Annotated in this window: 17 protein-coding genes and 1 pseudogene; 4 read left to right on the forward strand and 14 right to left on the reverse strand. The window is 72.0% G+C overall.

Annotated elements, in window-relative coordinates; all coding sequences use genetic code 11:
• Positions 1 to 72: 72 nt before the first annotated feature.
• Both SCWH03_RS00835 and SCWH03_RS28720 read left to right on the forward strand, forming a co-directional pair.
• On the forward strand, positions 73 to 594 hold the full coding sequence (locus SCWH03_RS00835) for a universal stress protein (protein ID WP_173260568.1): 522 nt from the start codon (positions 73 to 75) through the stop codon (positions 592 to 594).
• Positions 595 to 782: 188 nt separating this feature from the next.
• Positions 783 to 981: pseudogene (locus tag SCWH03_RS28720) on the forward strand (GPR1/FUN34/YaaH family transporter); the annotation flags it as partial.
• A 178-nt stretch (positions 982 to 1,159) separates the two neighbouring features.
• On the opposite strand, the gene glmS reads toward SCWH03_RS28720, so the two are convergent.
• From glmS to SCWH03_RS00895, 12 genes are all read right to left on the reverse strand, one after another.
• Complete coding sequence (gene glmS, locus SCWH03_RS00840) at positions 1,160 to 2,977, reverse strand: glutamine--fructose-6-phosphate transaminase (isomerizing) (protein WP_173260571.1); 1,818 nt, start codon at positions 2,975 to 2,977, stop codon at positions 1,160 to 1,162.
• An 89-nt stretch (positions 2,978 to 3,066) separates the two neighbouring features.
• Positions 3,067 to 3,342 (reverse strand): hypothetical protein, encoded by a 276-nt coding sequence (locus tag SCWH03_RS00845; protein WP_173260572.1) that lies wholly within the window; start codon positions 3,340 to 3,342, stop codon positions 3,067 to 3,069.
• Between the two features lie 568 nt (positions 3,343 to 3,910).
• On the reverse strand, positions 3,911 to 5,692 hold the full coding sequence (locus tag SCWH03_RS00850; RefSeq protein WP_173260576.1) for an IucA/IucC family protein: 1,782 nt from the start codon (positions 5,690 to 5,692) through the stop codon (positions 3,911 to 3,913).
• On the reverse strand, positions 5,689 to 6,357 hold the full coding sequence (locus tag SCWH03_RS00855; protein WP_254076479.1) for a GNAT family N-acetyltransferase: 669 nt from the start codon (positions 6,355 to 6,357) through the stop codon (positions 5,689 to 5,691). Before SCWH03_RS00855 ends, SCWH03_RS00850 begins: the two co-directional genes overlap by 4 nt.
• A complete protein-coding gene (locus tag SCWH03_RS00860; RefSeq protein ID WP_173260579.1) occupies positions 6,354 to 7,634 on the reverse strand; it encodes a lysine N(6)-hydroxylase/L-ornithine N(5)-oxygenase family protein in 1,281 nt (426 codons plus the stop codon). The genes SCWH03_RS00855 and SCWH03_RS00860 overlap by 4 nt, the downstream gene beginning before the upstream one ends.
• Positions 7,618 to 9,069: a pyridoxal phosphate-dependent decarboxylase family protein gene (locus tag SCWH03_RS00865; RefSeq protein ID WP_173260581.1), complete on the reverse strand. Its 1,452-nt coding sequence runs from the start codon at positions 9,067 to 9,069 to the stop codon at positions 7,618 to 7,620. Before SCWH03_RS00865 ends, SCWH03_RS00860 begins: the two co-directional genes overlap by 17 nt.
• Before the next feature lie 371 nt (positions 9,070 to 9,440).
• Entirely contained in the window at positions 9,441 to 10,316 is an 876-nt protein-coding gene (locus tag SCWH03_RS00870; RefSeq protein WP_173260583.1) for a siderophore-interacting protein, read from the reverse strand.
• A gap of 3 nt (positions 10,317 to 10,319) precedes the next feature.
• A complete protein-coding gene (locus SCWH03_RS00875) occupies positions 10,320 to 11,375 on the reverse strand; it encodes an ABC transporter substrate-binding protein (RefSeq protein WP_173260585.1) in 1,056 nt (351 codons plus the stop codon).
• A 208-nt stretch (positions 11,376 to 11,583) separates the two neighbouring features.
• The gene (locus SCWH03_RS00880; RefSeq protein WP_173260587.1) at positions 11,584 to 12,750 is read right to left on the reverse strand and encodes an acyl-CoA dehydrogenase family protein; all 1,167 of its coding nucleotides are present in this window, start codon (positions 12,748 to 12,750) and stop codon (positions 11,584 to 11,586) included.
• A 2-nt stretch (positions 12,751 to 12,752) separates the two neighbouring features.
• Complete coding sequence (locus SCWH03_RS00885; RefSeq protein WP_173260589.1) at positions 12,753 to 13,706, reverse strand: hydroxymethylglutaryl-CoA lyase; 954 nt, start codon at positions 13,704 to 13,706, stop codon at positions 12,753 to 12,755.
• Positions 13,703 to 15,844 carry an acetyl/propionyl/methylcrotonyl-CoA carboxylase subunit alpha gene (locus SCWH03_RS00890; RefSeq protein WP_173260591.1) on the reverse strand — a complete coding sequence of 714 codons (2,142 nt, stop codon included), beginning with the start codon at positions 15,842 to 15,844 and terminating at the stop codon, positions 13,703 to 13,705. The genes SCWH03_RS00885 and SCWH03_RS00890 overlap by 4 nt, the downstream gene beginning before the upstream one ends.
• Positions 15,845 to 15,873: 29 nt before the next feature.
• The gene (locus tag SCWH03_RS00895; RefSeq protein ID WP_173260593.1) at positions 15,874 to 17,505 is read right to left on the reverse strand and encodes a carboxyl transferase domain-containing protein; all 1,632 of its coding nucleotides are present in this window, start codon (positions 17,503 to 17,505) and stop codon (positions 15,874 to 15,876) included.
• Positions 17,506 to 17,604: 99 nt separating this feature from the next.
• Between SCWH03_RS00895 and SCWH03_RS00900 the strand changes: the two genes are divergently transcribed.
• Together SCWH03_RS00900 and SCWH03_RS00905 are read left to right on the forward strand one after the other, a co-directional pair.
• Positions 17,605 to 18,195, forward strand: coding sequence for an SACE_7040 family transcriptional regulator (locus tag SCWH03_RS00900; RefSeq protein WP_173260595.1), 591 nt, complete (start codon positions 17,605 to 17,607; stop codon positions 18,193 to 18,195).
• 83 nt (positions 18,196 to 18,278) lie between these two features.
• On the forward strand, positions 18,279 to 19,058 hold the full coding sequence (locus SCWH03_RS00905; protein ID WP_173260597.1) for a phosphatase: 780 nt from the start codon (positions 18,279 to 18,281) through the stop codon (positions 19,056 to 19,058).
• A 267-nt stretch (positions 19,059 to 19,325) separates the two neighbouring features.
• Here the strand turns inward: SCWH03_RS00905 and SCWH03_RS00910 are convergent, their stop codons facing one another.
• Together SCWH03_RS00910 and SCWH03_RS00915 are read right to left on the reverse strand one after the other, a co-directional pair.
• The gene (locus SCWH03_RS00910) at positions 19,326 to 20,996 is read right to left on the reverse strand and encodes an aminotransferase class I/II-fold pyridoxal phosphate-dependent enzyme (protein WP_173260599.1); all 1,671 of its coding nucleotides are present in this window, start codon (positions 20,994 to 20,996) and stop codon (positions 19,326 to 19,328) included.
• Positions 20,997 to 21,028: 32 nt separating this feature from the next.
• Positions 21,029 to 22,351: an NAD(P)/FAD-dependent oxidoreductase gene (locus SCWH03_RS00915; protein ID WP_216854700.1), complete on the reverse strand. Its 1,323-nt coding sequence runs from the start codon at positions 22,349 to 22,351 to the stop codon at positions 21,029 to 21,031.
• Positions 22,352 to 22,702 lie beyond the last annotated feature (351 nt).

Raw genomic sequence — 22,702 nt, forward strand, 5'->3', positions numbered from 1 at the left:
TAGATGATTCCCGGACAGCGCTCCGCCACCCACCATCACCCTCCCATGAGGATCTGAACGTCGAGACAACCGATGGCCGGTCACGAAACTCCCGAACCCGCGGACCGCAAGCAGGTCGCCGACCCCCTGTCGGATCTGCAGGCGGCGGAAGAGCCGCGCCGCTCCTGCGATCCCGCCTTCCGGCACGGTGTCGTGGTCGGCTTCGATGGATCGACCTCCAGTGAGCGGGCGCTGGCCTACGCGATCGGCATGGCCAGGCGTTCCGGCTCGGGCCTGATCATCGTGCATGTCGCCAACCGTCTGCCCACCACGGTGTGGGCGGGTTGCGAACCGCCCGTCTTCGTCGATGTCCCGGACCACCGCACCGAGGTGCTGGGACTCGAACTCGCCTGCGCGGACTACCTCTCCGAGGTGCCCTGGATCCTCGTCGAGCGCGGCGGCGACATCTGCAGCGAACTCGAGGAGGTCGGCCGGGAGTATGCGGCGGACGCCATCGTGGTCGGCTCCACCCATGGTGTCGTGGGGCGCATTTTCGGCTCGGTCGCCGGGCGGCTGGCTCGCCGTGCGCAGCGCCCCGTCATCGTCATCCCCTAGCTCGCAGAGGGCGCACCGGTCCCTTGCGCAGCATCGTTCTCGCAGGTCGGGGCCTGTCGGTAAGGTTTTGACCACCGTCGAGGCTACTCGCTGGTACAGGGTGGATCGTGCGTTTGTGAAGGGTAGATACGGGTGGCTGGGAATCAGCACCACATGCGCACGAAGGGAGCCCGCCGTGGGCAAGGACGTCGTACGGGCTGCTGTGCGTGTCGATGCTGCTCCCTGCGATCGCCTCGTTCGCCGGGGAGCGACGGGCTGGCCAGGGGCGGCGGCTGGGCCGGCGCGGTCGCGGGCTTCGCGGCCTGGTACGGCGCCACCGCGGCGCTGGCGCACTGGCCCGCCTTCACCAGGCGAGCCGCGGGCCGGGGTGTGACGGCCACCGGCTGAGCGGCGGGTCGCCGGCGTGGGCTGCCGGACGCCGGTGACGAAGAAGGCGACCCCCTTGCGGCACTGGTGGCGTGCGCAAGGGGGTCGCCGTCTCCCGGTGCGGGACCGAGGTGTGAACGGGCCGGTGCGGGGCCGGGCCGGACCGGAGCCGGCCGGACCGGCGCAGGCCGGACCGGACCTACTCCACGGTGACCGACTTGGCCAGGTTCCGCGGCTTGTCGATGTCCCGGCCGAGGGCCAGGGCCGTGTGGTAGGCGAAGAGCTGGAGCGGGATGCCCATGAGGATCGGGTCCAGCTCGTCCTCGTTCTTGGGGACGAGGATCGTGTGGTCGGCCCGCTCCTGCTCCTGGTGGGCGACCGCGAGGATCCGGCCGCTGCGGGCCTTGATCTCCTCCAGCGCGGCGCGGTTCTTCTCCAGCAGCTCGTCGTCCGGGACGATCGCGACCGTCGGCAGCGCCGGCTCGATCAGCGCCAGCGGACCGTGCTTCAGCTCGGAGGCCGGGTAGGCCTCGGCGTGGATGTAGGAGATCTCCTTGAGCTTCAGGGAGGCCTCGAGCGCCACCGGGTAGCCGCGGACCCGGCCGATGAACATCATCGACTTGGCGTCGGCGTACTCGTCCGCCAGCTTCCTGATCTCGTCCTCGGACTCGAGGATCTCGGAGATCTGGGCGGGCAGCCTGCGCAGGCCCTCGATGATCCGCTTGCCGTCGGCGACGGACAGGTCGCGGATGCGGCCCAGGTGCAGAGCGAGCAGCGCGAAGGCGACGACCGTGTTGGTGAAGCACTTGGTGGAGACGACGCAGACCTCGGGACCCGCGTGCACATACACGCCGCCGTCCGTCTCGCGGGCGATCGCGGAGCCGACCACGTTCACGACGCCGAGGACGCGGGCGCCCTTGCGCTTGAGCTCCTGGACGGCCGCGAGCACGTCGTAGGTCTCACCGGACTGGGAGACGGCGATGTAGAGGGTGTCGGGGTCCACGACCGGGTTGCGGTAGCGGAACTCGGAGGCCGGCTCGGAGTCGGCGGGGACACGGGCCAGGGACTCGATGAGCCCGGCACCGATCAGTCCCGCGTGGTACGAGGTGCCGCAGCCGAGGATCTTCACTCGTCGGATGCCGCGGGCCGCGCGTGCGTCCAGGTTCAGACCGCCCAGGTGCACGGTGGAGAACCGGTCGTCGATCCGGCCGCGCAGCACGCGGTCGACGGCGTCGGCCTGCTCCGAGATCTCCTTGTGCATATAGGTGTCGTGGCCGCCCATGTCGTACGAGGCGGCCTCCCACTCGACCGTCTCGGGCGTGGCGGTGGTCCGCGTGCCCGTGGTCGTGTACGTACGGAAGTCGTCGGCCTTCAGGGTGGCCATCTCGCCGTCGTTGAGGGTGACGACCTGGCGCGTGTGGGCGACCAGCGCGGCGACGTCGGAGGCGACGAACATCTCCTTCTCGCCGACGCCGAGGACGACGGGGGAGCCGTTGCGGGCGACGACGATGCGGTCGCTGAAGTCGGCGTGCATCACGGCGATGCCGTAGGTGCCCTCGACGACCTTCAGCGCCTCGCGGACCTTCTCCTCCAGCGAGAAGGCCTGGGAGCGGGCGATCAGGTGGGTGAGGACCTCGGTGTCGGTCTCGGAGGCGAAGACGACGCCGTCGGCCTCCAGCTTGGCGCGCAGCTCGGACGCGTTGTCGACGATGCCGTTGTGGACCACCGCGACCTTGTCGCCGGGATCCATGTGGGGGTGGGCGTTGTGGTCGCTGGGGGCGCCGTGTGTGGCCCAGCGGGTGTGGGCGATGCCGGTGGTGCCGGCGAAGCGCTTGGGGACGCGGGCCTCCAGGTCGCGGACCCGGCCCTTGGCCTTGACCATCTTCAGGCCGGTGCCCTTGGGGCTGGTGATCACCATGCCCGCGGAGTCGTAGCCCCGGTACTCCAGCCGCGCCAGCCCCTCCAGCAGCAGCGGCGCGACATCGCGCTTCCCGATGTAACCGACGATTCCGCACATAGAGTCTCTGCCCCTTGGACGATGTTCCTGTGTGTGTGCCCGGTCGCACGGCACGCGGGGTGCGCGGCGCGCGCGGTCCCCGCGGCGGCTCAGCCGTAGACGATGCGGCGCAGCTGCCGCAGCGACAGCTCCGGGGGAGCCACCGCGCGATGCGGCAGTTCGGCTGCGATCCGCTCGAAGATCTCCGCGTTCACGCCCCCGCCGGACTGCAGCTCCCGGTGGCGGCGCCGGACGAACTCCTCGGTCGTCTCGTCGAAGAACGCCAGCACGTCCAGCACCACGCGGGCCGCCTCACCGCGCCGGAGCGCGGTGCTGCGCACCAGATGGTCGACAAGGTCGTCATGCGACATACGGCGTTCGGGCACCCGTAGATACTGAGGTGCCGTCGGGGTGGAACGCAAGATTCCTGCCCGATTCCGGGCACGAACCGGCGTGATCGCGATGGCATACGGCACCGGACCCGCCGAGCCGGCCCGCTCGCGCTCATCTTCGACGCGGGCTCGCTCACGCTCAGTGCCCGCGCGCCCGCGCGCCCGCGGGTGGGCGTACGGCGCGTATGCCAGGCAGGTCACGTAGGTCGCGTACCGCGCGCACGTGCGGCTGCTTCCGCGCCCATGGGCGCGGAAGCCGTGCGACGACGGTGATCAGGGCTGCCGTGATCGCGGCGAATCACCAGGGCGGTGGCGGTGGCGGCCGGGCGCCCGGGGCGGTCCCTTCCGGGCGCCCGGCTCCCGGGCCCGGCGCACCCGGCGGCCCCTCCCGGCCCGGCGCGCTGACGGGGAGCGCCGGCGGTCCGACGAGGAGCAGACGCCCTGCGGAGGGACCGTACCCCGCAGGACGCCCGCCCGGCCTGCCGCCCGCCCGGCCTGTCGCCCGCCCCGGCCTGCCGCCCGTGCGGGCTCCCGGACCGCGTCGCCGTCGTCGCCGTGCGGGCTACCGGAACCGCGCGATCGGGTTCTCCAGGTCACCCACCAGCTGGAGGGCGCCCGACGGGTCGGCCAGGTCCACCATCTGCTTGTTGTCGCGCAGCTGGAGCCGGTTCAGGCAGGACAGCGCGAACTCCGGTGCGAACATGTCGTACCGGGCGAACTTCTCCCCCAGGTGCGGCATCGACTCCTGGTAGCCGGTGACGCACTCGGCGACCGTCCGCCAGAAGGCGTCCTCCTCCAGTACCCCCTCGGTGACGAGCGCCGCGGAGAGGAACCGGAAGAAGCAGTCGAAGACATCGGTGAAGACCGACAGCAGCTTCATGTCCTCGGGCACCTCGGCGCGCACCCGCTCGACCGCGGGCGGAAGGACCGCGTCCGGGTCCATCACGCAGATCTCCTCGGCGATGTCCTTGAAGATCGCCCGGTCCACCGTGCCGTCCTCGCCGAGCACCAGGATGACGTTCTCCCCGTGCGGCATGAAGACCAGGTCGTACGCGTAGAAGCAGTGCAGCACCGGCAGCAGGTAGGCGTCCAGGTAGCGGCGCAGCCACTGCTCGGGCGCCAGGCCCGACTCGGTGATCAGCGCGCCGGCGAAGGACTTCCCCGAGCGGTCGGTGTGCAGCAGCGCGGCCATCGTCGCCAGCCGCTCCCCGTCCTTGAGGGCGGGCACCGGGCTTTCGCGCCAGAGCGCGGCCAGCATCTTCCGGTAGGGGGAGAAGCGGTCCGTCGCGGCCTCGTACTCCAGGTGCCGGTACCCGACCGCGGCCCGCTCGCGGATGATCGAGAAGCGTGCGGCGGTCAGTACGTCGTCGCTCGCGATCAGGTCGGCGAGCCAGTCGTTGATGGCGGGCGTGGCCTCCATGTACGCGGCGGACAGCCCCCGCATAAAGCCCATGTTGATCACGGACATGGCCGTCTTCACATAGTGCTTCGACGGGTGGCTGGTGTTGAAGAAGGTGCGGATCGACTGCTGGGCCAGGTACTCGTCGTCACCCTCGCCGAGCGGGACCAGCCGCCGCCGGGCCACCTCGGCGGCGAAGGTGACGGAGAGCTTGTTCCACCACTGCCAGGGGTGCACGGGCATCAGCAGATAGTCCCCGGGGTCCAGCCCGAGGTCGTGCAGCCGGGCGTCGAACCGGTCGAGCGCCGCCTGGCCCAGCTCGGCCCGCATCAGGTTCTCGTAGCCGAGGTCCGTGCAGGAGGTGAACGCGGCACGCGACCGGTGCGCTGCGACCCAGAGCAGCCGGACCGGGGCGGCGGCCTCCGGAGCGTACCGGTGGTACTCGCGGATGCCGAAGCCGAGCCGCCCGTTGTTGGCGACGAAGCAGGGGTGGCCCTCGGTCATCCCGGTCTCGATGTCCTGGAACCCGGCGCGGCCGAGTGCGCTCGCGGACACCTCGGGCTTGCCGAGTTTGTACGCCGTGCCGGACAGGGTGGAGGAGATCTCCTCCAGGTACACCGGCAGGATCTCGTCGGTGAGGCCGAGTGCGCCGCGCAGTTCGATGAAGAACTCCAGGGCGTCCAGGGGGAGTTCGGCGCCGTCGCGGTGGCGGGTCACGGAGTCCGCCCGGACCTGCCAGTGGTCGAGTGCCAGCCGCCCGGCGGCGAACCGGTACTCGGTCCTGCCGTCGTCGCCGAGCACCGCCCAGCGGCCGTCCCCGAGGGCCCTCGGCGCGAGCAGCCGCTCGTGGCAGAACTCGGCGAGGGCCTTGCGGACCAGCAACCGGTTGGCCTCGGCCCACAGCTCGGGGGTGAGGTGGGAGACGCTGTCGATCGCCGTGCTCATCGCGGCACCTCCGTGACCCCGGTGGCCGCCTCGAACCGCTCACGTGTGCAGAAGCTCAGCAGCGCCTTCTTCTCGGGCTTTCGTATCTCCCGCTCGGGCACGAAACCGACGGCCTCGTTGAGCGCGTGCACGGCCTTGTTGCCGACGTCCGGTTCAACGACGACCCGGCGTGTCGCCGGGTCGGCGAACAGCTCCCGCATCACCGCGGTGATCACGGCCCGGGTGAAGCCGTGGATCGGGGTGGTGGTCGGGGCGACGAGGAAGTGCATGCCGACATCGCCCGGCTCGGGCTCGTACAGGCCGGCCAGCTCCACATGGCGCGGGTCGTAGCGCTCCATCAGAAAGGCCGGCTCGCCGTCGTGCAGCCCGATGAACGCCTCGTGGTGCTCGTGCGCGGCGATCCTCATGTACTCGCGCTCGACGTCCTCCAGCCGCGCGTCCTGCATCATCCAGAAGGCGGCCTTGGGGTGGGTGATCCACTGGTGCAGCAGTTCGGCGTCACTCGGGTTCCCCCCGCCGGGGGCAGGGGTCGGGTTCCCCCCGCCGGGGGCAGGGGTCGGGTTCCCCCCGCCGGGGGCAGGGGTTGGGGTCTCCCCGCCGGAGGCAGGGGAAAGGCCGACAGGACGGAAGGAGAACGTCCCCAGGCCGGGGGCGGCGGTGCTCATACGGCGAACTCCTGGAACGCGATGGTCTTCTCCACGGGGTAGTACTCGCTGCCGAGCATCTCGGCGATGAGGTAGGCGTTGCGGTACGGGCCCATGCCCAGGTCGGGCGAGGTGATGGAGTGCGTGTGCACCCCCGCGTTCTGCAGGAAGACGCTGCGCCCGGTGGTGTCGATCGAGTAGTTGCGGGCGACGTCGAAGCGGCCCCGGCCGTCCCGGCGCAGCCGGTCGCGCACGGGCTCGAGGAACTCGGGCGTGACGTAGCGGTAGCCGGTGGCGAGGATCAGGCCCTCGGTCCTGATCTCGAAGTCCTTCTCCTGCTCCTCCTGGCGCAGCCCCAGCGTGTACGTACCGTCCTGGTAGGAGGCCGTGCACAGGGCGGTGTTGGTGAGCAGGCGGGTCGGCACCGGGCCGGCGAGGCTCTTCTGGTACAGCAGGTCGAAGATCTCGTTGATGAGTTCCCCGTCGATGCCCTTGAAGAGGTTCTTCTGCTGGGTCTCCAGCCGGTAGCGGGTGGCCTCCGGCAGCGCGTGGAAGTAGTCCACGTACTCGGGGGAGGTCATCTCCAGGGTCAGCTTGGTGTACTCCAGCGGGAAGAACCGGGGGGAGCGGGTGACCCAGTTGAGCCGGTAGCCGTGCACGTCGATCTCGGAGAGCAGGTCCTGGTAGATCTCCGCGGCGCTCTGGCCGCTGCCGACGAGCGTGATCGACTCCTTCTTCCGCAGCTCCTCCCTGGCCTGGAGGTAGCCGGAGTTGTGGATGACGTCGCCGCCGAGGTCCCGGCAGGGCTCCGGGACGTACGGCGGGGTGCCGGTGCCCAGGACGAGCCTGCGGCCGCGGAACGTCTCGCCCGCGGCCGTGTGCACGGCGTAGACCTCGTCCGCCTCCTCGAACTCGACCCGGACGACCGTGGTGCCGAAGCGGATGCTGCTCAGCTTCGCGGCGGCCCAGCGGCAGTAGTCGTTGTACTCGGTGCGCAGCGGGTAGAAGTTCTCACGGATGTAGAACGAGTAGAGCCGGCCCTTCTCCTTGAGGTAGTTGAGGAAGGAGTACGGCGACGTCGGGTCGGCGAGGGTGACCAGGTCCGACAGGAACGGCGTCTGCAGATGGGCGCCGTCGAGGAACATGCCGGAGTGCCACTCGAAGTCGGGCTTGGACTCGAGGAAGAGGCCGTTCAGCTCCTCGACGGGCTCGGTGAGGCAGGCGAGGCCGAGGTTGAACGGACCGAGCCCGATACCGATGAAATCGTGGATGTCACGGTGCTCAGGAAGCGTGGACAAGGTTCTCTCCAAGGTACTGCTCGGCGTGGCCGGCTATGAGGTCGAGGACGGCGGCGATGTCGGACGCGGTCGTCTCGGGGTTCAGCAGGGTGAACTTGAGGTATTGGCGGCCGTCGACCTTGGTTCCGGCGACGACGGCCTCCCCCGAGGCGAAGAGGGCCTTGCGGGCGTACAGGTTCGCCCGGTCGATCTCCGCGGGGGAGGCGACCCGCCCCGGGATGCAGCGGAAGACCAGGGTGGACAGCCGGGGCTCGGCGACGACGTCGTAGCGGGGGTCCGCGGCCAGCAGCCGCCAGCCCTCCGCGGCGAGGTCGCACACCTCGTCGAAGAGCCGGCCGACCCCGTCCGCGCCCATGACGCGCAGGGTCATCCACAGTTTGAGGGCGTCGAAGCGGCGGGTGGTCTGGAGGGACTTGTCCACCTGGTTGGGAACCCGCTCCTCCACCGTGCGCCGGGGGTTGAGGTAGTCGGCGTGGTAGGTGGCGTGCCGCAGCGTGGCGCGGTCGCGGACCAGCACGGCGGACGAGCTGACCGGCTGGAAGAAGGACTTGTGGTAGTCGACGGTGACCGAGTCGGCGTGCTGGATGCCCTCGAGGAGCCCGCGGCGGGTCGGCGAGGCGAGGAGCCCGCAGCCGTAGGCGGCGTCGACGTGCATCCAGGTGCCGTACTCCCCGCACAGCGCGGCGATCTCGGGCAGCGGGTCGATGGACCCGAAGTCGGTGGTGCCGGCGGTGGCGACGACCGCCATGGGGACGAGCCCGGCGCGCCGGGCCTTCTCCAGCTCGGTGGCGAGTGCGACGGTCTGCATGCGCCGTTCGCGGTCGACGGGTACGGACACCACGGCGTCCGGGCCGAGGCCGAGCAGGCCGGCGGACTTCTGGACGCTGAAGTGGCTGCACTCGGAGGTGAAGACGCGCAGCTTCGACAGGTCCTCCCGGTCCGCTGGCTTCACCTCCTCGCGGGCGAGCAGCATCGCCTGCAGATTGGACTGGGTGCCTCCGCTGGTGAACACGCCGTCGGCGGCCGGTCCGAGTCCGATCCTCCGGGTGGTCCAGTCGATGAGCTTGCGCTCGATCAGGGTGCCGCCGGCGCTCTGGTCCCAGGTGTCCAGGGAGGAGTTGACGGCGGAGAGGACGGCCTCGGCGAGCACGGCGGGGATGACGACGGGGCAGTTGAGGTGGCCGAGGTAGCGGGGGTGGTGGAAGTAGACCGCGTCGCGCAGGTACACCCGCTCCAGTTCGTCCAGGGCGGCGGAGGAGTCGCCGAGCGGCTGGTCGAGATCGACCGCGGCGATCGCCGGGGCCAGTTCGTCCGGGGAGACTCCGGTGAACGGCCGGCTGGTTGTGGCGAGTCTGCTCGCCACCCGCTCGACTCCTTCGGTCACCGAGCTGCGGTAGAGCTCCGCCGTTGTGCCGTTGAGCAGGTGCGAGCGCATGGTGGTGGTCCTCCCGGTGCGGGACGTGTCAAGGCCCGTCCCCTGGGGGCAGAGGCGGGCAGCGAGGGTGGAATTTAGGTTAGCCTAACCTGAATGTCTGCTTCCGTTGGCCCCTGCCTCGTTGAGGAGAGCGCGAGTTGGCTCACACCCGGCAGCTCCCCCGGTGCGGCGCACGGCCGTCGGCCCCGCTGCGGGGCGACGGGGGCCGATGGCGCCGGCGGTGTCGAGGACGTCGGTGCCGGCCGCGCCGGCGAGGGGAGCGGCCAAGGGCACTGGAGGGTCTGGTCGGCAGCCCTGGCTGGGGCCGTGGCCGACTGCCCCGACACGGCAGCGGGTGTGGCCGACGTGCCCCGAGGGCGCCGGTGTGCGGCCTATGTGCCGTCGTCCGGGGCCTCCCGCAGCGCGTCCTCGCTGAGGCCCGTGCGCCAGTAGCCGACGAAGGCGACCCGGCGGCGGTGGAGTCCGCGCTCTGTGACGAGATGGCGGCGCAGCGCCCTCACGGAACCCGACTCGCCCGCGAGCCACGCGTACGGGGCGCTGCCGAACTCGGCGTCGCCTACGGCCTCGACCGCCCGGGGCGCCCCCTCGTCCCGCACCAGCCAGGTGACCGCGGCCTCGGCCGCGGTCGCGAGCTCCATCCGGTCCCCGGCGTGCGGCACCTCGATCCAGACCTGCGCGCGGATCCCGCGCGGCAGCCATTCGAGCACGGCCGCGGCGGCGGGCAGCGCCGTCTCGTCCGCCCAGATCAGCACGGAGTCGGCGTCCTCGGGCAGCCGGAAGCGGACCGCGGTGTTGTCGGCGACCGCCGGACCGAGGACCGTCACCCGGTCTCCGGCGGAGGCCCTCAGCGCCCATCGGCACGCCGGGCCGCCGTCCTCGTGCACCGCGAAGTCGATGTCGATCTCGCCGTGTTCACCGGCGTCCGGACGCTGGGCGCGGACCGTGTACGAGCGCATCACGGCCCGCTCGCCTTCCGGCAGCGCCCGCCACGCGCCGAGGCGCGCGTATATGTCCTGCTCCCCGGGGAGCGGGATGACGGGCTCTTCCTGCCCGGGCTGCGGCAGGAAGAGCGAGAGGGACTGGTCGCGCCCTCCGGAGGCGAAGGCCCGGAGGGTCTCGCCTCCGGAGCCTTCGGACCGGGAGGCGCCCCCGCCGAAGGTGATGCGGATCAGCGACGGGCCGAGCCGTCGCGTCCGTACGACCCGGAGGGGAAAGAAGCGAAACGGTACGGCCTCGGCTGCCGGCATGGGTCAGGCGACCTTCGTCGCGTTCTCGATGGCCTCGGCCAGGTCCTCGAGGATCGGCGTGCACTTCTCGTAGGAGTAGATCGGCTCGGTGACGCGCGGGACGACCTGGCCGGCCTGGACGGCGGGCAGCTGGGCCCAGGTCGGCTTGGACTTCAGGGCGTCGGGCTGGAGGGCGGAGGCGCGGTTGTCCATCATGATGACGTCGGCCGGGTACCTGTCGACGTTCTCCCAGCTGAGGCCCTCGAACCAGCCGCCCTCGTCCAGATTCCCCGGCGTCACGAAGTTGACGCCGAGCTCCTTGAAGTAGAGCGTGTCGGTCGGGCGGGCCGGGCTGGAGACGTAGAACAGGTCGGCGCTCGCCGAGCCGACCAGCACCTTGATCTCCGGCTTCGCCCTGGCGGCGGCGCGCAGCCGGGCCGCGGCCTTCTCGAAGGCGGCCTTGGCGTCCGTGACCTTCGCGGCCCCGGTATCGGCGCCGAGGGACTCGGCCAGCTCGACGTGGCGCTGGAGGACCTTCGGCATCGTCCGGTCGGCGGCGGACAGGGCGATGCTCGGGGCCAGCTTCAGGATCTTGTCCTTGGACTCGTCCGGCACGTACCAGAGGGAGCCCTTCTCCCACATGTCGGTGATGAGCACGTCCGGTGCCAGGGCCGCGTACTGCTCGACGCTGAACTCGCCCCAGATGTTGCCGAGGACCTCGACCTTGTCGATGTCGAGGTCGCCCGCCTGGACGCCCGGTGTCCTGGTGCCCTTCGCCTTGTCCTCGACATACGTGGGGCCGAAGACGCCCTTCACCTCGATGCCGAAGTCGTGGAGCGCGGCCGCCGTACCGGTGAAGGCGACGATGTTCTCCGGGGTGGTCTCGGCCTCGGCGACCTGGCCGCGGTCGTCCTTGAACTGCCAGGTGCCGGCGCTCGCTCCGGAGCCTGCTCCAGCGCTCGCTTCACTGTCGGTCCCGCCTCCGCCCCCGCACGCGGTGAGCGCGGCGCCGATCCCGAGGGCGCCTCCGGCGGCGAGCAGTCCACGGCGGGTGAGGGTTATGGCTCTGGCATCGGGCATGGCGGAGTCGCTTTCTGACGTGCCGGTTCGGCCATCGGGCAAGTTCGAAGGTAGGTTAGCCTAACCTCATGCTCGTATCGCCGGGGGGTATCCCTGCCTGCGGGAGCCCCGGCCCCTGCGGGAGCCCCGGCCCCGGCGGACGCTTCCGCCCCGTCCCTGCCCGGCGGGCGGCCGGCGGCCGGCCCCCGCGCGGACCCGCTGCCCCGGACTACCCGGACAGCCCCAGCTCCCGCGCGACCAGCATCCGCTGGACCTCGCTGGTGCCCTCGCCGATCTCCAGGATCTTGGAGTCGCGCCACATGCGGGCCACCGGGTACTCGTTCATGAAGCCGTAGCCGCCGTGGATCTGCGTGGCGTCGCGGGCGTTGTCGACGGCGACCGTCGAGGAGTACAGCTTCGCCAGTGCCGCCTCCTTCTTGAACGGCTCGCCGAGGACGAGCCGCGACGCCGCGTCGCGCCAGCCGATCCGGGCCATGTGCGCGCGCATCTCCATGTCGGCGATCTTGAACTGGACGGCCTGGTTGGCACCGATCGGGCGGCCGAAGGCATGGCGCTCCTTGGCGTACTTCACCGACTCGTCCACACAGCCCTGCGCCAGACCCGTGGCGAGCGCGGCGATGGCGATCCGGCCCTCGTCGAGGATGCGCAGGAACTGGGCGTAGCCCCGGCCCTCCTCGCCCAGCAGGTTCGCGTACGGGACGCGGACGTCGGAGAACGACAGCTCCCGGGTGTCCGAGGCGTTCCACCCGACCTTCGAGTAGGGGGCGGCGACGGTGAAGCCCGGCGTGCCCGAGGGGACGATGAGGGAGGAGATCAGCGGCTTGCCCGCGTCCGTGCGGCCGGTGACGGCGGTGACCGTGACCAGGCCCGTGATGTCGGTGCCGGAGTTGGTGATGAAGCACTTGGAGCCGTTGATCACCCACTCGCCGGTCGACGCGTCGCGTACGGCGGTGGTCTTGGTGCCGCCCGCGTCCGAGCCGGCGTCCGGCTCGGTCAGCCCGAAGGCGCCGAGGACCTCACCCGAGCAGAGCCGGGGCAGCCAGGCGCGCTTCTGCTCCTCGGTGCCGAACCGGAAGACGGGCATCGCGCCGAGCGAGACCCCGGCTTCCAGGGTGATGGCGACGGAGGAGTCGACGCGCGCCAGCTCCTCCAGGGCGATGCCCAGGGCGAGGTAGTCCCCGCCCATCCCGCCGTACTCCTCGGGGAAGGGCAGACCGAACAGGCCCATCCGGCCCATCTCCCGGACGATCTCGTACGGGAATGCGTGCCGCTCGTAGAGGTCGCCGATCCTGGGGGCGACGACATCGTGGGCGAACTCCGCCACGGTGCGGCGCAGTGCGTCGTGCTCGGGGGCGAGGCGGTGGTCGAGCGACATGGCTAGGACTCCTTGTGGGACGCCGTGCCCGCGAGGGCGCGAACGGTGCGTGACGGGCTGGGGCGGCCCAGCCGTTCGGCCATCCACATGCTGGTGGCGGTGAGCCGGCCGAGGTCGACCCCGGTCTCGATGCCGAGGCCGTGGAGCATCCACACCAGGTCTTCGGTGGCGAGGTTCCCGGTCGCGCTCTTCGCGTACGGGCAGCCGCCGAGGCCGCCCGCGGAGGCGTCGACGGTGGTGACGCCGTACTGGAGGGCCGCGAGGGTGTTGGCCAGTGCCTGGCCGTAGGTGTCGTGGAAGTGGACCCCGACGGCGCCGGTGGGCACACCCTCCTCGTCGAGCCGGGCGAGCAGGGCCCGCACATGGCCCGGGGTGGCGACGCCGATGGTGTCGCCGAGGCTGAGCTCGTCGCAGCCCAGGTCCCTCAGCCGCCGGGCGACGCGGACGACCTGGCCGACCGGCACCGCGCCCTCCCACGGGTCGCCGAAGCACATCGACAGATAGCCGCGGACATGGAGCTTGTCGTCCTTCGCGCGGGCCACCACGGGCGCGAACATGGCCAGCGACTCCTCGACCGTGCGGTTGAGGTTGCGGGCGGCGAAGGTCTCCGTCGCCGACGCGAAGACGGCGATCCGACGGGCCCCGAGGGCGACGGCGCGGTCCAGCCCGCGCTCGTTGGGCACGAGGACCGGCAGGGCCACCCCCTCGATGTCGGCGAGGCGGGGGTACAGGTCCTCGGCGTCGGCGAGTTGGGGCACCCACTTCGGGTGGACGAAGCTGGTCGCCTCCACCGTCGTCAGCCCGGACGCGGCGAGGCGGTGGACGAACTCGGCCTTCACCCCGGTCGGGACGACCTGCCGCTCGTTCTGCAGCCCGTCGCGCGGCCCGACCTCGTGGATCCGTACACGCGGCGGCAGCCCGGCGGCGGGCACCTCCATCGGCAGTGCCCCGGTCATGGCGTGTCCTCCTTCCCCTCGCCGCCGCGCGGGGCGACGACCGCCAGGACCTGGTCCATGACGACGGTCGCCCCCGGGGCGACGTCCAGTCCGGTGACGGTCCCGGCGTGCGGGGCGGAGATGACGTGCTCCATCTTCATCGCCTCGACGACGAGCAGGCTCTGCCCGGCGTCGACCTGGTCGCCGATCGCCGCCTTGACGACCGTGACGGTGCCGGGCATCGGCGCGGCGAGTGTGCCGGCGCCCTGCCGGGCCGCACCGCTCAGACCGGCGGCGACCGGGTCGTGGTTTTGCACATGCCAGGAGTCGCCGTCCCGGCCCAGCCAGACCCCGTCGGGGGAGGCGGCGTGGTGGAAGGTGTGGGTGACACCGTCGACCTCCACCCCGGTGGTCGCCGTTCCCGATCCCGATCCCGATCCCGTGCCGGTGCCGGTGCCGGTGCCGGATCCCGTTCCCGTTCCCGTGCCCGATCCCGATCCGGTGCCGGATCCCGTGCCGGAGTTCGCGCCCGTCCCCCTGCCCGGGGACGTGCTCCCGGCGCGCCCGGTGCGTCTGACCTGCCGCACCTCCCCACCGTCCACGACCGCCTCGGCGCCGCGCAGCCGGACCTCCACCGGGTCGTGGCCGGGGACGCGGAAGTGGTGGACGGTCCAGGCGGGTTCGCCACCGAGCCGCCAGCCGCCGGGGACGGAGAACGGGTCCGTCCAGCCCGAGGCGTCCACCTGTGCGGGCGGCTCCCGCAGCAGCGCGGCGGCGGCGTACACCTCCGGCGGAACCGTGCCGTCGACGAGGGACTCCGCCTCCCGCTCGACGAGCCCCGTGTCCAGTTCGCCCGCGGCCACCGCGGGGTGGTCGAGCAGCTGGCGCAGGAAGCCCGCGTTCGTCGGCACGCCCAGGGTGACGTTGTCCGCCAGCGCCGCGCGCAGCCTGCGCAGGGCGGTCGGCCGGTCGGGGCCGTAGGCGATCACCTTCGACAGCATCGGGTCGTAGAGGCTGGACACCTCCGCGCCCTCGCTGAGACCGGAGTCGGTGCGCACCCCTTCGCCGGCCGGCTCGCTCAGGGAGATCACCGTGCCGCCCGAGGGCAGGAAGCCGCGGGCCGGGTCCTCCGCGCAGACGCGGGCCTCGACCGCGTGGCCGGTGAGCGCGATGTCCTCCTGGCCGAAGGGCAGTTCCTCGCCCGCGGCCACCCTCAGCTGCCACTCCACCAGGTCCAGGCCGGTGACGAGTTCGGTCACCGGGTGCTCGACCTGGAGACGGGTGTTCATCTCCATGAAGTAGTACGAGGACGGGTCGCCGCCGGGGACGATGAACTCGACCGTGCCCGCTCCCCGGTAGCCGCAGGACCGGGCCGCCTGCACCGCGGCCTCGCCCATCGCCGCGCGGACCCCCTCGTCCAGCAGGACGGACGGCGCCTCCTCGATGATCTTCTGATGGCGGCGCTGGAGTGAGCACTCGCGCTCGCCGAGGTGCACCACGTTGCCGGCGCCGTCCGCGAGGACCTGGATCTCGATGTGCCGCGGGCGGTCGATCCACCGCTCCACCAGCAGGGTGCCGTCGCCGAACGACGCGCGCGCCTCCCGCCGGGCGGCCGCGATCTCCTCCAGCAGGGCCGACTCCACCCGGGTCAGCCGCATGCCCTTGCCGCCGCCGCCCGCCGAGGGCTTCAGCAGGACCGGCATGCCGATCTCCCGTGCCGCCTCGGCCAGCTGGCCGTCGGTGAGCCCCGAGCCGGAGGAGCCCGGCACGACCGGGACCCCGGCCGCCCGCACGGTCTCCTTGGCCCGGATCTTGTCGCCCATCAGGGCGATCGCCCCGGCGGGCGGCCCGATGAAGACCAGGCCCGCCTCCTCGCAGGCGCGGGCGAAGCCGGCGTTCTCCGCGAGGAAGCCGTATCCGGGGTGGACCGCCCGGGCGCCGCTGCGGCGGGCGGCCTCCAGCAGGCGCTCGGCGGAGAGGTAGCTCAAGGCGGCGGGCGCCGGGCCGATCCGGACGGCGGTGTCCGCCTCCCGCACATGCCGGGCGCCGGCGTCCGCGTCGCTGTACACGGCGACCGAGCGGACCCCGAGGGCCCGCAGCGTACGGATGACGCGGACCGCGATCTCGCCGCGGTTGGCGACCAGAACGGTGTCGAACATCCGCTGTCCTTCGAACGTCACAGTGGTCCTCACATCCGGAATACGCCGAAGCCGGGCGCCGAGGCGTCCCTCTCGGGCAGCGGGGCGTTGGCACATGCGGTCAGGGCGAGCCCCAGCACCTGCCGGGTCTCCAGCGGGTCGATCACCCCGTCGTCCCACAGCCGGGCCGTGGCGTAGTACGCGTTGCCCTGCTGCTCGTACCGGGCGCGGACCGGGGCCTTGAAGGCCTCCTCGGCCTCGGCGGGCCACGACTCGCCGCGCGCCTCCCACTGGTCCCGCTTGACGGTGGCCAGCACGGACGCGGCCTGCTCGCCGCCCATCACCGAGATCTTGGCGTTGGGCCACATCCACAGGAACCGGGGCGAGTAGGCGCGGCCGCACATCGAGTAGTTGCCCGCCCCGTAGGAGCCGCCGACGACGACCGTCAGCTTCGGCACCCGGGTGCAGGCCACGGCCGTGACCATCTTGGCGCCGTGCTTGGCGATCCCGCCCGCCTCGTAGTCCCTGCCGACCATGAAGCCGGAGATGTTCTGCAGGAACAGCAGCGGGATGCCGCGCTGGTCGCACAGCTCGATGAAGTGGGCGCCCTTCTGGGCCGACTCGGCGAACAGGATGCCGTTGTTGGCGACGATCCCGACCGGGTGGCCGTGGATCCGGGCGAAGCCGGTGACCAGCGTCGTGCCGAACTCTGCCTTGAACTCGGCGAACCGGGAGCCGTCCACGACCCGGGCGATGATCTCCCGGACGTCGTAGGGCGTGCGGGAGTCCACCGGCACCGCACCGTACAGCCCGAACGGGTCGGTCCTGGGCTCCTCGACGGGCTCCACCGGCCAGGGCAGCGGACCCCGCCCGGGGAGGGTGGACACGATGGTCCGCACGATCCTCAGCGCGTGGGCGTCGTTCTCCGCGAGGTGGTCCGTGACGCCGGAGACCCGGGAGTGCACCTCGCCGCCGCCCAGCTCCTCGGCCGTGACGACCTCACCGGTCGCGGCCTTCACCAGCGGGGGGCCGCCGAGGAAGATCGTGCCCTGGTTCCGCACGATCACGGCCTCGTCGCTCATCGCCGGGACGTAGGCGCCGCCGGCCGTGCAGGAGCCGAGCACCGCGGCGACCTGCGGGATGCGGGCGGCGGAGAGCCGCGCCTGGTTGTAGAAGATCCGGCCGAAGTGCTCGCGGTCGGGGAAGACCTCGTCCTGCATGGGCAGGAACGCGCCGCCCGAGTCGACGAGGTAGACGCACGGCAGCCGGTTCTCCAGGGCCACCTCCTGGGCGCGCAGATGCTTCTTCACCGTCATCGGGTAGTACGTGCCGCCCTTGACCGTGGCGTCGTTGGCGACGACCACCACCTCGCGGCCGCCGACCCGGCCGATGCCGGCGATCACTCCGGCCGCCGGGGCCTGCCCCTCGTACATCCCGTCGGCCGCGAGGGGGGCCAGCTCCAGGAAGGGCGAGCCCGGGTCCAGGAGCGTGTCGACCCGGTCGCGCGGCAGCAGCTTCCCGCGCGCCGTGTGGCGTGCCCGGGCCTGCTCCCCGCCGCCGAGCCGGGCCGCCGCCAGCTTCGCGCGCAGGGTGTCGGCCAGGGCGTGGTGCGCCGCCTCGTTGACCCCCCAGGCGTCCGAGGCGGGGTCCGCCGCACTCGTCAGCACAGGTGCTTCCCGCATGGTCTGGTGCCCCCTGTCAGAGCATCGTTCGTGTTAATGAGCGTTAACCCACTGCCGCCAGGTTAACGAGCGCTAACCGGGTTGTCTAGAATTGGCGGCATGAGCACCAGGACCGACGCTCCGACCCGTCGCGAGCAGATCCTCAGGGAGGCCGCGCGCCTCTTCGCCGAGCGCGGTTTCCACGGCGTCGGCGTCGACGAGATAGGCGCCGCCGTCGGCATCAGCGGCCCCGGGCTGTACCGCCACTTCCCCGGCAAGGACGCGATGCTCGCCGAGCTGCTGGTCGGCATCTCCGGCCGGCTGCTGGACGGCGGCAGGCGGCGGGTCGCCGAGGCGGACGGCGTGGCCGAGGAGGTGCTCGCCTCGCTCATCGACGGGCACATCGACTTCGCCCTCGACGACCGCCCGCTGATCACCCTCCACGACCGGGAGCTGGACCGGCTGCGGGACAGTGACCGCAAGCTGGTGCGTCAGCTCCAGCGCCAGTACGTCGAACTGTGGGTGGAGGTCGTCCGGCGACTGCACCCGGATACCGGCGAGGGCCAGGTCCGGGCTGCCGTCCACGCCGTCTTCGGCCTGCTCAACTCCACCCCGCACCTCGGTTCGCACGGCAACGGGCTGCCGGGCCGCACGGCCATGGAGGACCTGCTGCGCAGGCTCGCCCACGGGGCGTTCGCCTCGCTCCCGTAGCGGGAGGGACCGCGCGCGGCGGTCCGCGGCGCGGCATCCGGGACGCCGTGCACGCTCCGCGCAGTCGGCGGCACAATGGGCGCATGCCGATACCGAACCGCGCCGCCCTTGTCGACCACCTCGTCCGCACCCGTATCGCGGGAGAGGTCGCCACCCCGCGCGACAACAACCTCTCCCACTACCGCAAGCTCGCCAACGGGGACCGCCACTACTGGCTCGGGCTGGAGCTCGGCGACCGCTGGAGCGACGAGCAGGACGTCCTGGCCGTCATGGCCGAGCGCTGCGGCGTCAACGACGACCCGCGGTACCGGGTCGGCCAGGACACCATCGACCCGGAGCTGACCGTGGACGCCCTCGACCGGATGGCGGCCCGGCTGAAGCAGGCCGCCGCCGGGCGGGAGTCCGTCCTCTTCGCCACCGGGCACCCCGGCGGGCTGCTCGACGTGCACCGGCAGATCGCGGACGCGCTCGGCTCCGCGGGCTGCGAGATCGTCCGCATCCCCTCCGGGCTCACCGCCGACGAGGGCATGGTCTTCCAGTTCGCCGGCGTGGCCGTGCTGGAGCGCGGCGCGACGCTGTGGCACACGCATTCCCCCGAGCCGATGGCCGCGATCCTGGACGGGCTGGAGCGGGACGGCCGCACCCGGCCGGATCTGGTCGTCGCCGACCACGGCTGGGCGGGCTGCGCGGGACAGCGGGGCGTCGACGCCGTCGGCTTCGCCGACAGCAACGACCCGGCCCTGTTCATCGGCGAGGCGGAGGGCACGGTCCGGGTCACGGTCCCGCTGGACGACCATGTCGCGGACCCGCGCTTCTACGAACCGATGACCGGGTATCTGCTGGACGCGGCCGGTCTCCTCTGAGCCCGGCGGGTCCTGGTGCACGGCGGGCCGGTCGTGCGGGTGCGAGGAGGGCCGGTCCGGCCGGCGGCGGCGCGGGCGGCGGGAGCCCCCGCGCTCAGCGGGTCCCGCACCGGCCCGTACCCGCCCGACCGGCCCTTCGCCTACCTGCCCGTTCCCCACCCACTCACCCGCACCCGGCTCCCCCCGGGGAGAACCGCCCTGGACCGCTCGCACCCCGGGCCGAACCGCCCGGGCCTTCCGCACCCGGGCGGAGGGGACGGGACGGGGTCAGCGCGTCCCCATGCGGAAGGCGCTCGACAGGTACTGCCGGGCATCCTCCACCGAGGCGCTGATGATCGCAGCCGCCTCCCGTGCCTCGTCGGGCCCGTGCGCCGCCTGCACCTGCAGGCGGAAGCGGGCGGAGCCGGACGGGGTGACCGGGAACTCCACCATGAAGGCGAGCACCCCGCGGTCGAACAGGAACCGGTTGGCGGTACGGGCCAGTTTCTCGTTGCCGATCAGCAGCGGGACGATCGGCGAGGGAGAGCCCAGGCACTCCAGCCCGTGGCCGCCCAGGGCGCCGCGGAGCGCGTCGATGGCAGCGAACAGGCGCGCCCTGAGGCGATCGCCCTCGGCGCTGCCCACGATCCTTGCCGCCTCCAGGACGACGGCCGTCTGGACGGGCGAGAGGGCGTTGGAGAAGAAGTGCGGGCCGCCGAACATCTTGGCGTACTGCTTGACCGCGGGTGTCCGTGAGGCCAGGAAGCCCCCGTTGGAGGCGAAGGTCTTGGAGAACGCCCCCATGACGAGGTCGATCTTCCCGGTCATCTGCTGCATGCCCAGGACCCCTGATCCGCCGGGCCCCATGGAACCGAGGTCGTGGGCGACGTCGACGAGCAGCGTCGCGTCATGGGCGTGGCAGACCTCCTGGAGGGCGAGGAGGTCGGGCCAGTCGGCGTCGACGGAGAACAGGCCGTCGGTCACGACCAGGATGCCGTTGCGGCTGTCGCGGCGCCGTATCTCACCGAGGTGGCGGCGCACCTCCTCGATGTTCAGATGCTCGTAGCGGACGACGTTCTTGCTCGCGGCCCGCGCGCCCTGCTGGAGGCACGAGTGCGCCAGCCGGTCGATGACCACCCAGTCCTCCGGGCGGACGAGCGCGGTGACCGTTCCGAAGCCGGCGGACCAGCCCGTGGGGAACAGCGTGACGTGGTCCAGCCCGACCAGCCGGCCGAGGGCCTCCTCGAGTTCGTTGGACAGCCGGGTGTTCCCGAGGACCATGGGGGATCCCGCGCTGTGCGGCCCGAAGTCGCCGAGGGCGCGCGCGGCGGCCTCCCGGACGGCCGGATGCGCGTTGAGGGAGAGGTAGTCCTGGGAGTTGAAGTTGATGCCGCGGGCCCGGCGGCCGAGGTCGTTGCTGATCTCCGCGACGCTGCCGGGCGCGGCCTCCAGGAGCCTGGAGTACTGCCAGGTCTCGGTGCGCCGGCGGGCTTCGACCCAGTCGTGGAACTCCTCGGTGCGCCGCAGCAGGTCACGGCCGGCCGGCCGGTAGAAGTCGTACGCCTGCTTGTCGAGGGCGTACTCCTCGTCGGGATCGGCGGTGATCCGCAGGGCGGCCGGCTCCACCAGGTCCTCGAGCGCGGTCCGCACCTCGGGGTAGCGGTCGGTCAGGAAGCGGGTGAAGGACTCGGGGCCTGCCGGGTCGTCGGCGCCGAAGTCCGCGAAGTCCGCCAGCTCGTCCCAGGGGACGTGGGTGGCCCAGTTCTTCATCATCTCCGATACCTCCTGCACCGCCCGGCCCGTCTCCCGGGCGGACCCGGCCAGGTTCCGGCGGGTCCCGGGATCCGCCGGCGGTCCGGCGGCCGGCCGGCCGCCGAGCTCCTTGAGGGCGCGGTCGGCGGTTTCCAGGACGATGCGGACGAGTTCCTCGTCGGTGCGGGGGACCGGAGTGCTGGGCATGGCGGGACACCTTCGGATTCGGGAGCGGGGCCTCAGGAGAACGGGTTGCGGAGGTAGCTCCGCGACGTCTCGGCGAAGCCGTCGAAGATCGCGTGCTGGTCGGACGTCTCGCGGGCGGCGTCATTGATCAGGAACAGGTTGGACGCCTGGAAGAACTCGGAGACGGGGGCGATGTCCGCGTGGGTGGCGATGTAGCGGTCGGTCTCCTCCTGGTTTCCGCGCAGTGCGGCGAGGAGCTGGAGTTCGTCGTGGCGCAGCGGGCGCATCTCGGCCAGCGTGCAGGCGTAGTCGTAGTAGGCGGCGGCGTTCTGGCTGCGGCGGCGTTCCTCGTACGACCGGAGCGCACGGTCGAGGGGTTCGCGGCCGCCGAGCCAGGAGCCGATCGCGGCCGCGGCGAGTTCGGCGTCGCGGAAGGCGTGGGTCATGCCGGTGGCGGTGCACTGGTCCTTGAAGCTCTCGGCGTCGCCCACCAGCACCCAGCCGGGTCCGTACAGCGGACGCAGATAGGCGGCCTGGTCCAGCGTCCCGTAGAAACGTTCCTCCTGCTGTCCCTCGGAGCGCACCTGCTCGGCCAGGTCGGGGCTGACGAAGGACAGGGCCTGCTGGAAGTGGCCCGCGACGTCGCTGCGGAAGGCGGAGGCCCACTCGCTCGGGCCCCACACCAGCGTCATGTTCTGGTCGAAGTTGGTCGGAACCACGGCGGCGGCGAGGCGGCCGCGGCGGTGCAGTTGCAGGCCCCCCGGAGCGAACCCCGAGTAGTACGTCCAGTAGGCGAACGTGCACCGGGGCCGCTCGTCGAACTTGGCGAGCCCGAGAGCCCGGGCCACGAAGGAGTTCCGCCCGTCGGCGCCGACGACGATCCGGGCGCGCTCCTCGAACCGCGTGCCCGCCCGGGTGCGGCCCCGGACGCCGACCACCCGGTCCTCCTCGACGATCAGTTCGTCGACGGTGCAGCCCTGGCGTACGTCAGCCCCCGCCGACGCGGCCGCGTCCATCAGGATCCCGTCCAGCACCCGCCTGCGTACCGAGGCGTGGGTGGTCACCACGCCCCCACCGTCACCGTGCAGTTCCTCGAAGTGCGTACGCAGGAGCTTCTCCGGAACCTCCCCGGTCAGCGCGATGCCCTCGTTCACGAGGTGGACGGCGGTGTGCGAGGGAGTGGTCCTGAGCACCTCCTCCAGCAGACCCCACCGGTTGAGGTAGGACATGCCGTGGGGCCAGAGGAAATGCGTGGACAGCACGTCGCTCGGCAACTGGGCCCGTTCGAGCAGCAGCACGCGGTGACCCCCGCGGGCCAGCAGCATGGCCGTCGGCGAGCCCGCGCAACGGGCACCCACAACGATGGCGTCGAACACCGATCCTCCTCGTATCCGCCCGTCGTCTCCTCCGGGCCGGGGGACGAGCATCCTGGACCGGGTGTCGGCGAATGACGCTGATATCAACCGGACTTGGGCGTCCCTGAAATCTAGCGCTTGATCGACTTGCTGTCAGCTCCGGTCCTTTGAGGACTGGTTGAACGCCTACACCGGGAGCCCGGCCGGGCCCGGGTCCGGTGGAGTGCGCGGGCCGGGTCGGCGCGGTCGGACCCGGGGCGGCTCGCGCGGCGCTGCTCAGGACGGGACACGGTGGGCCTGCCGGTCCGGGAGGGGCCTCTCGGGCGGAGGGCCGGTTGCGCGGGGCCGGCCCCCGGTCGGGCGGGGCGGGGC

This window comes from Streptomyces pacificus, assembly GCF_011766325.1.
GTDB lineage: Bacteria > Actinomycetota > Actinomycetes > Streptomycetales > Streptomycetaceae > Streptomyces > Streptomyces pacificus.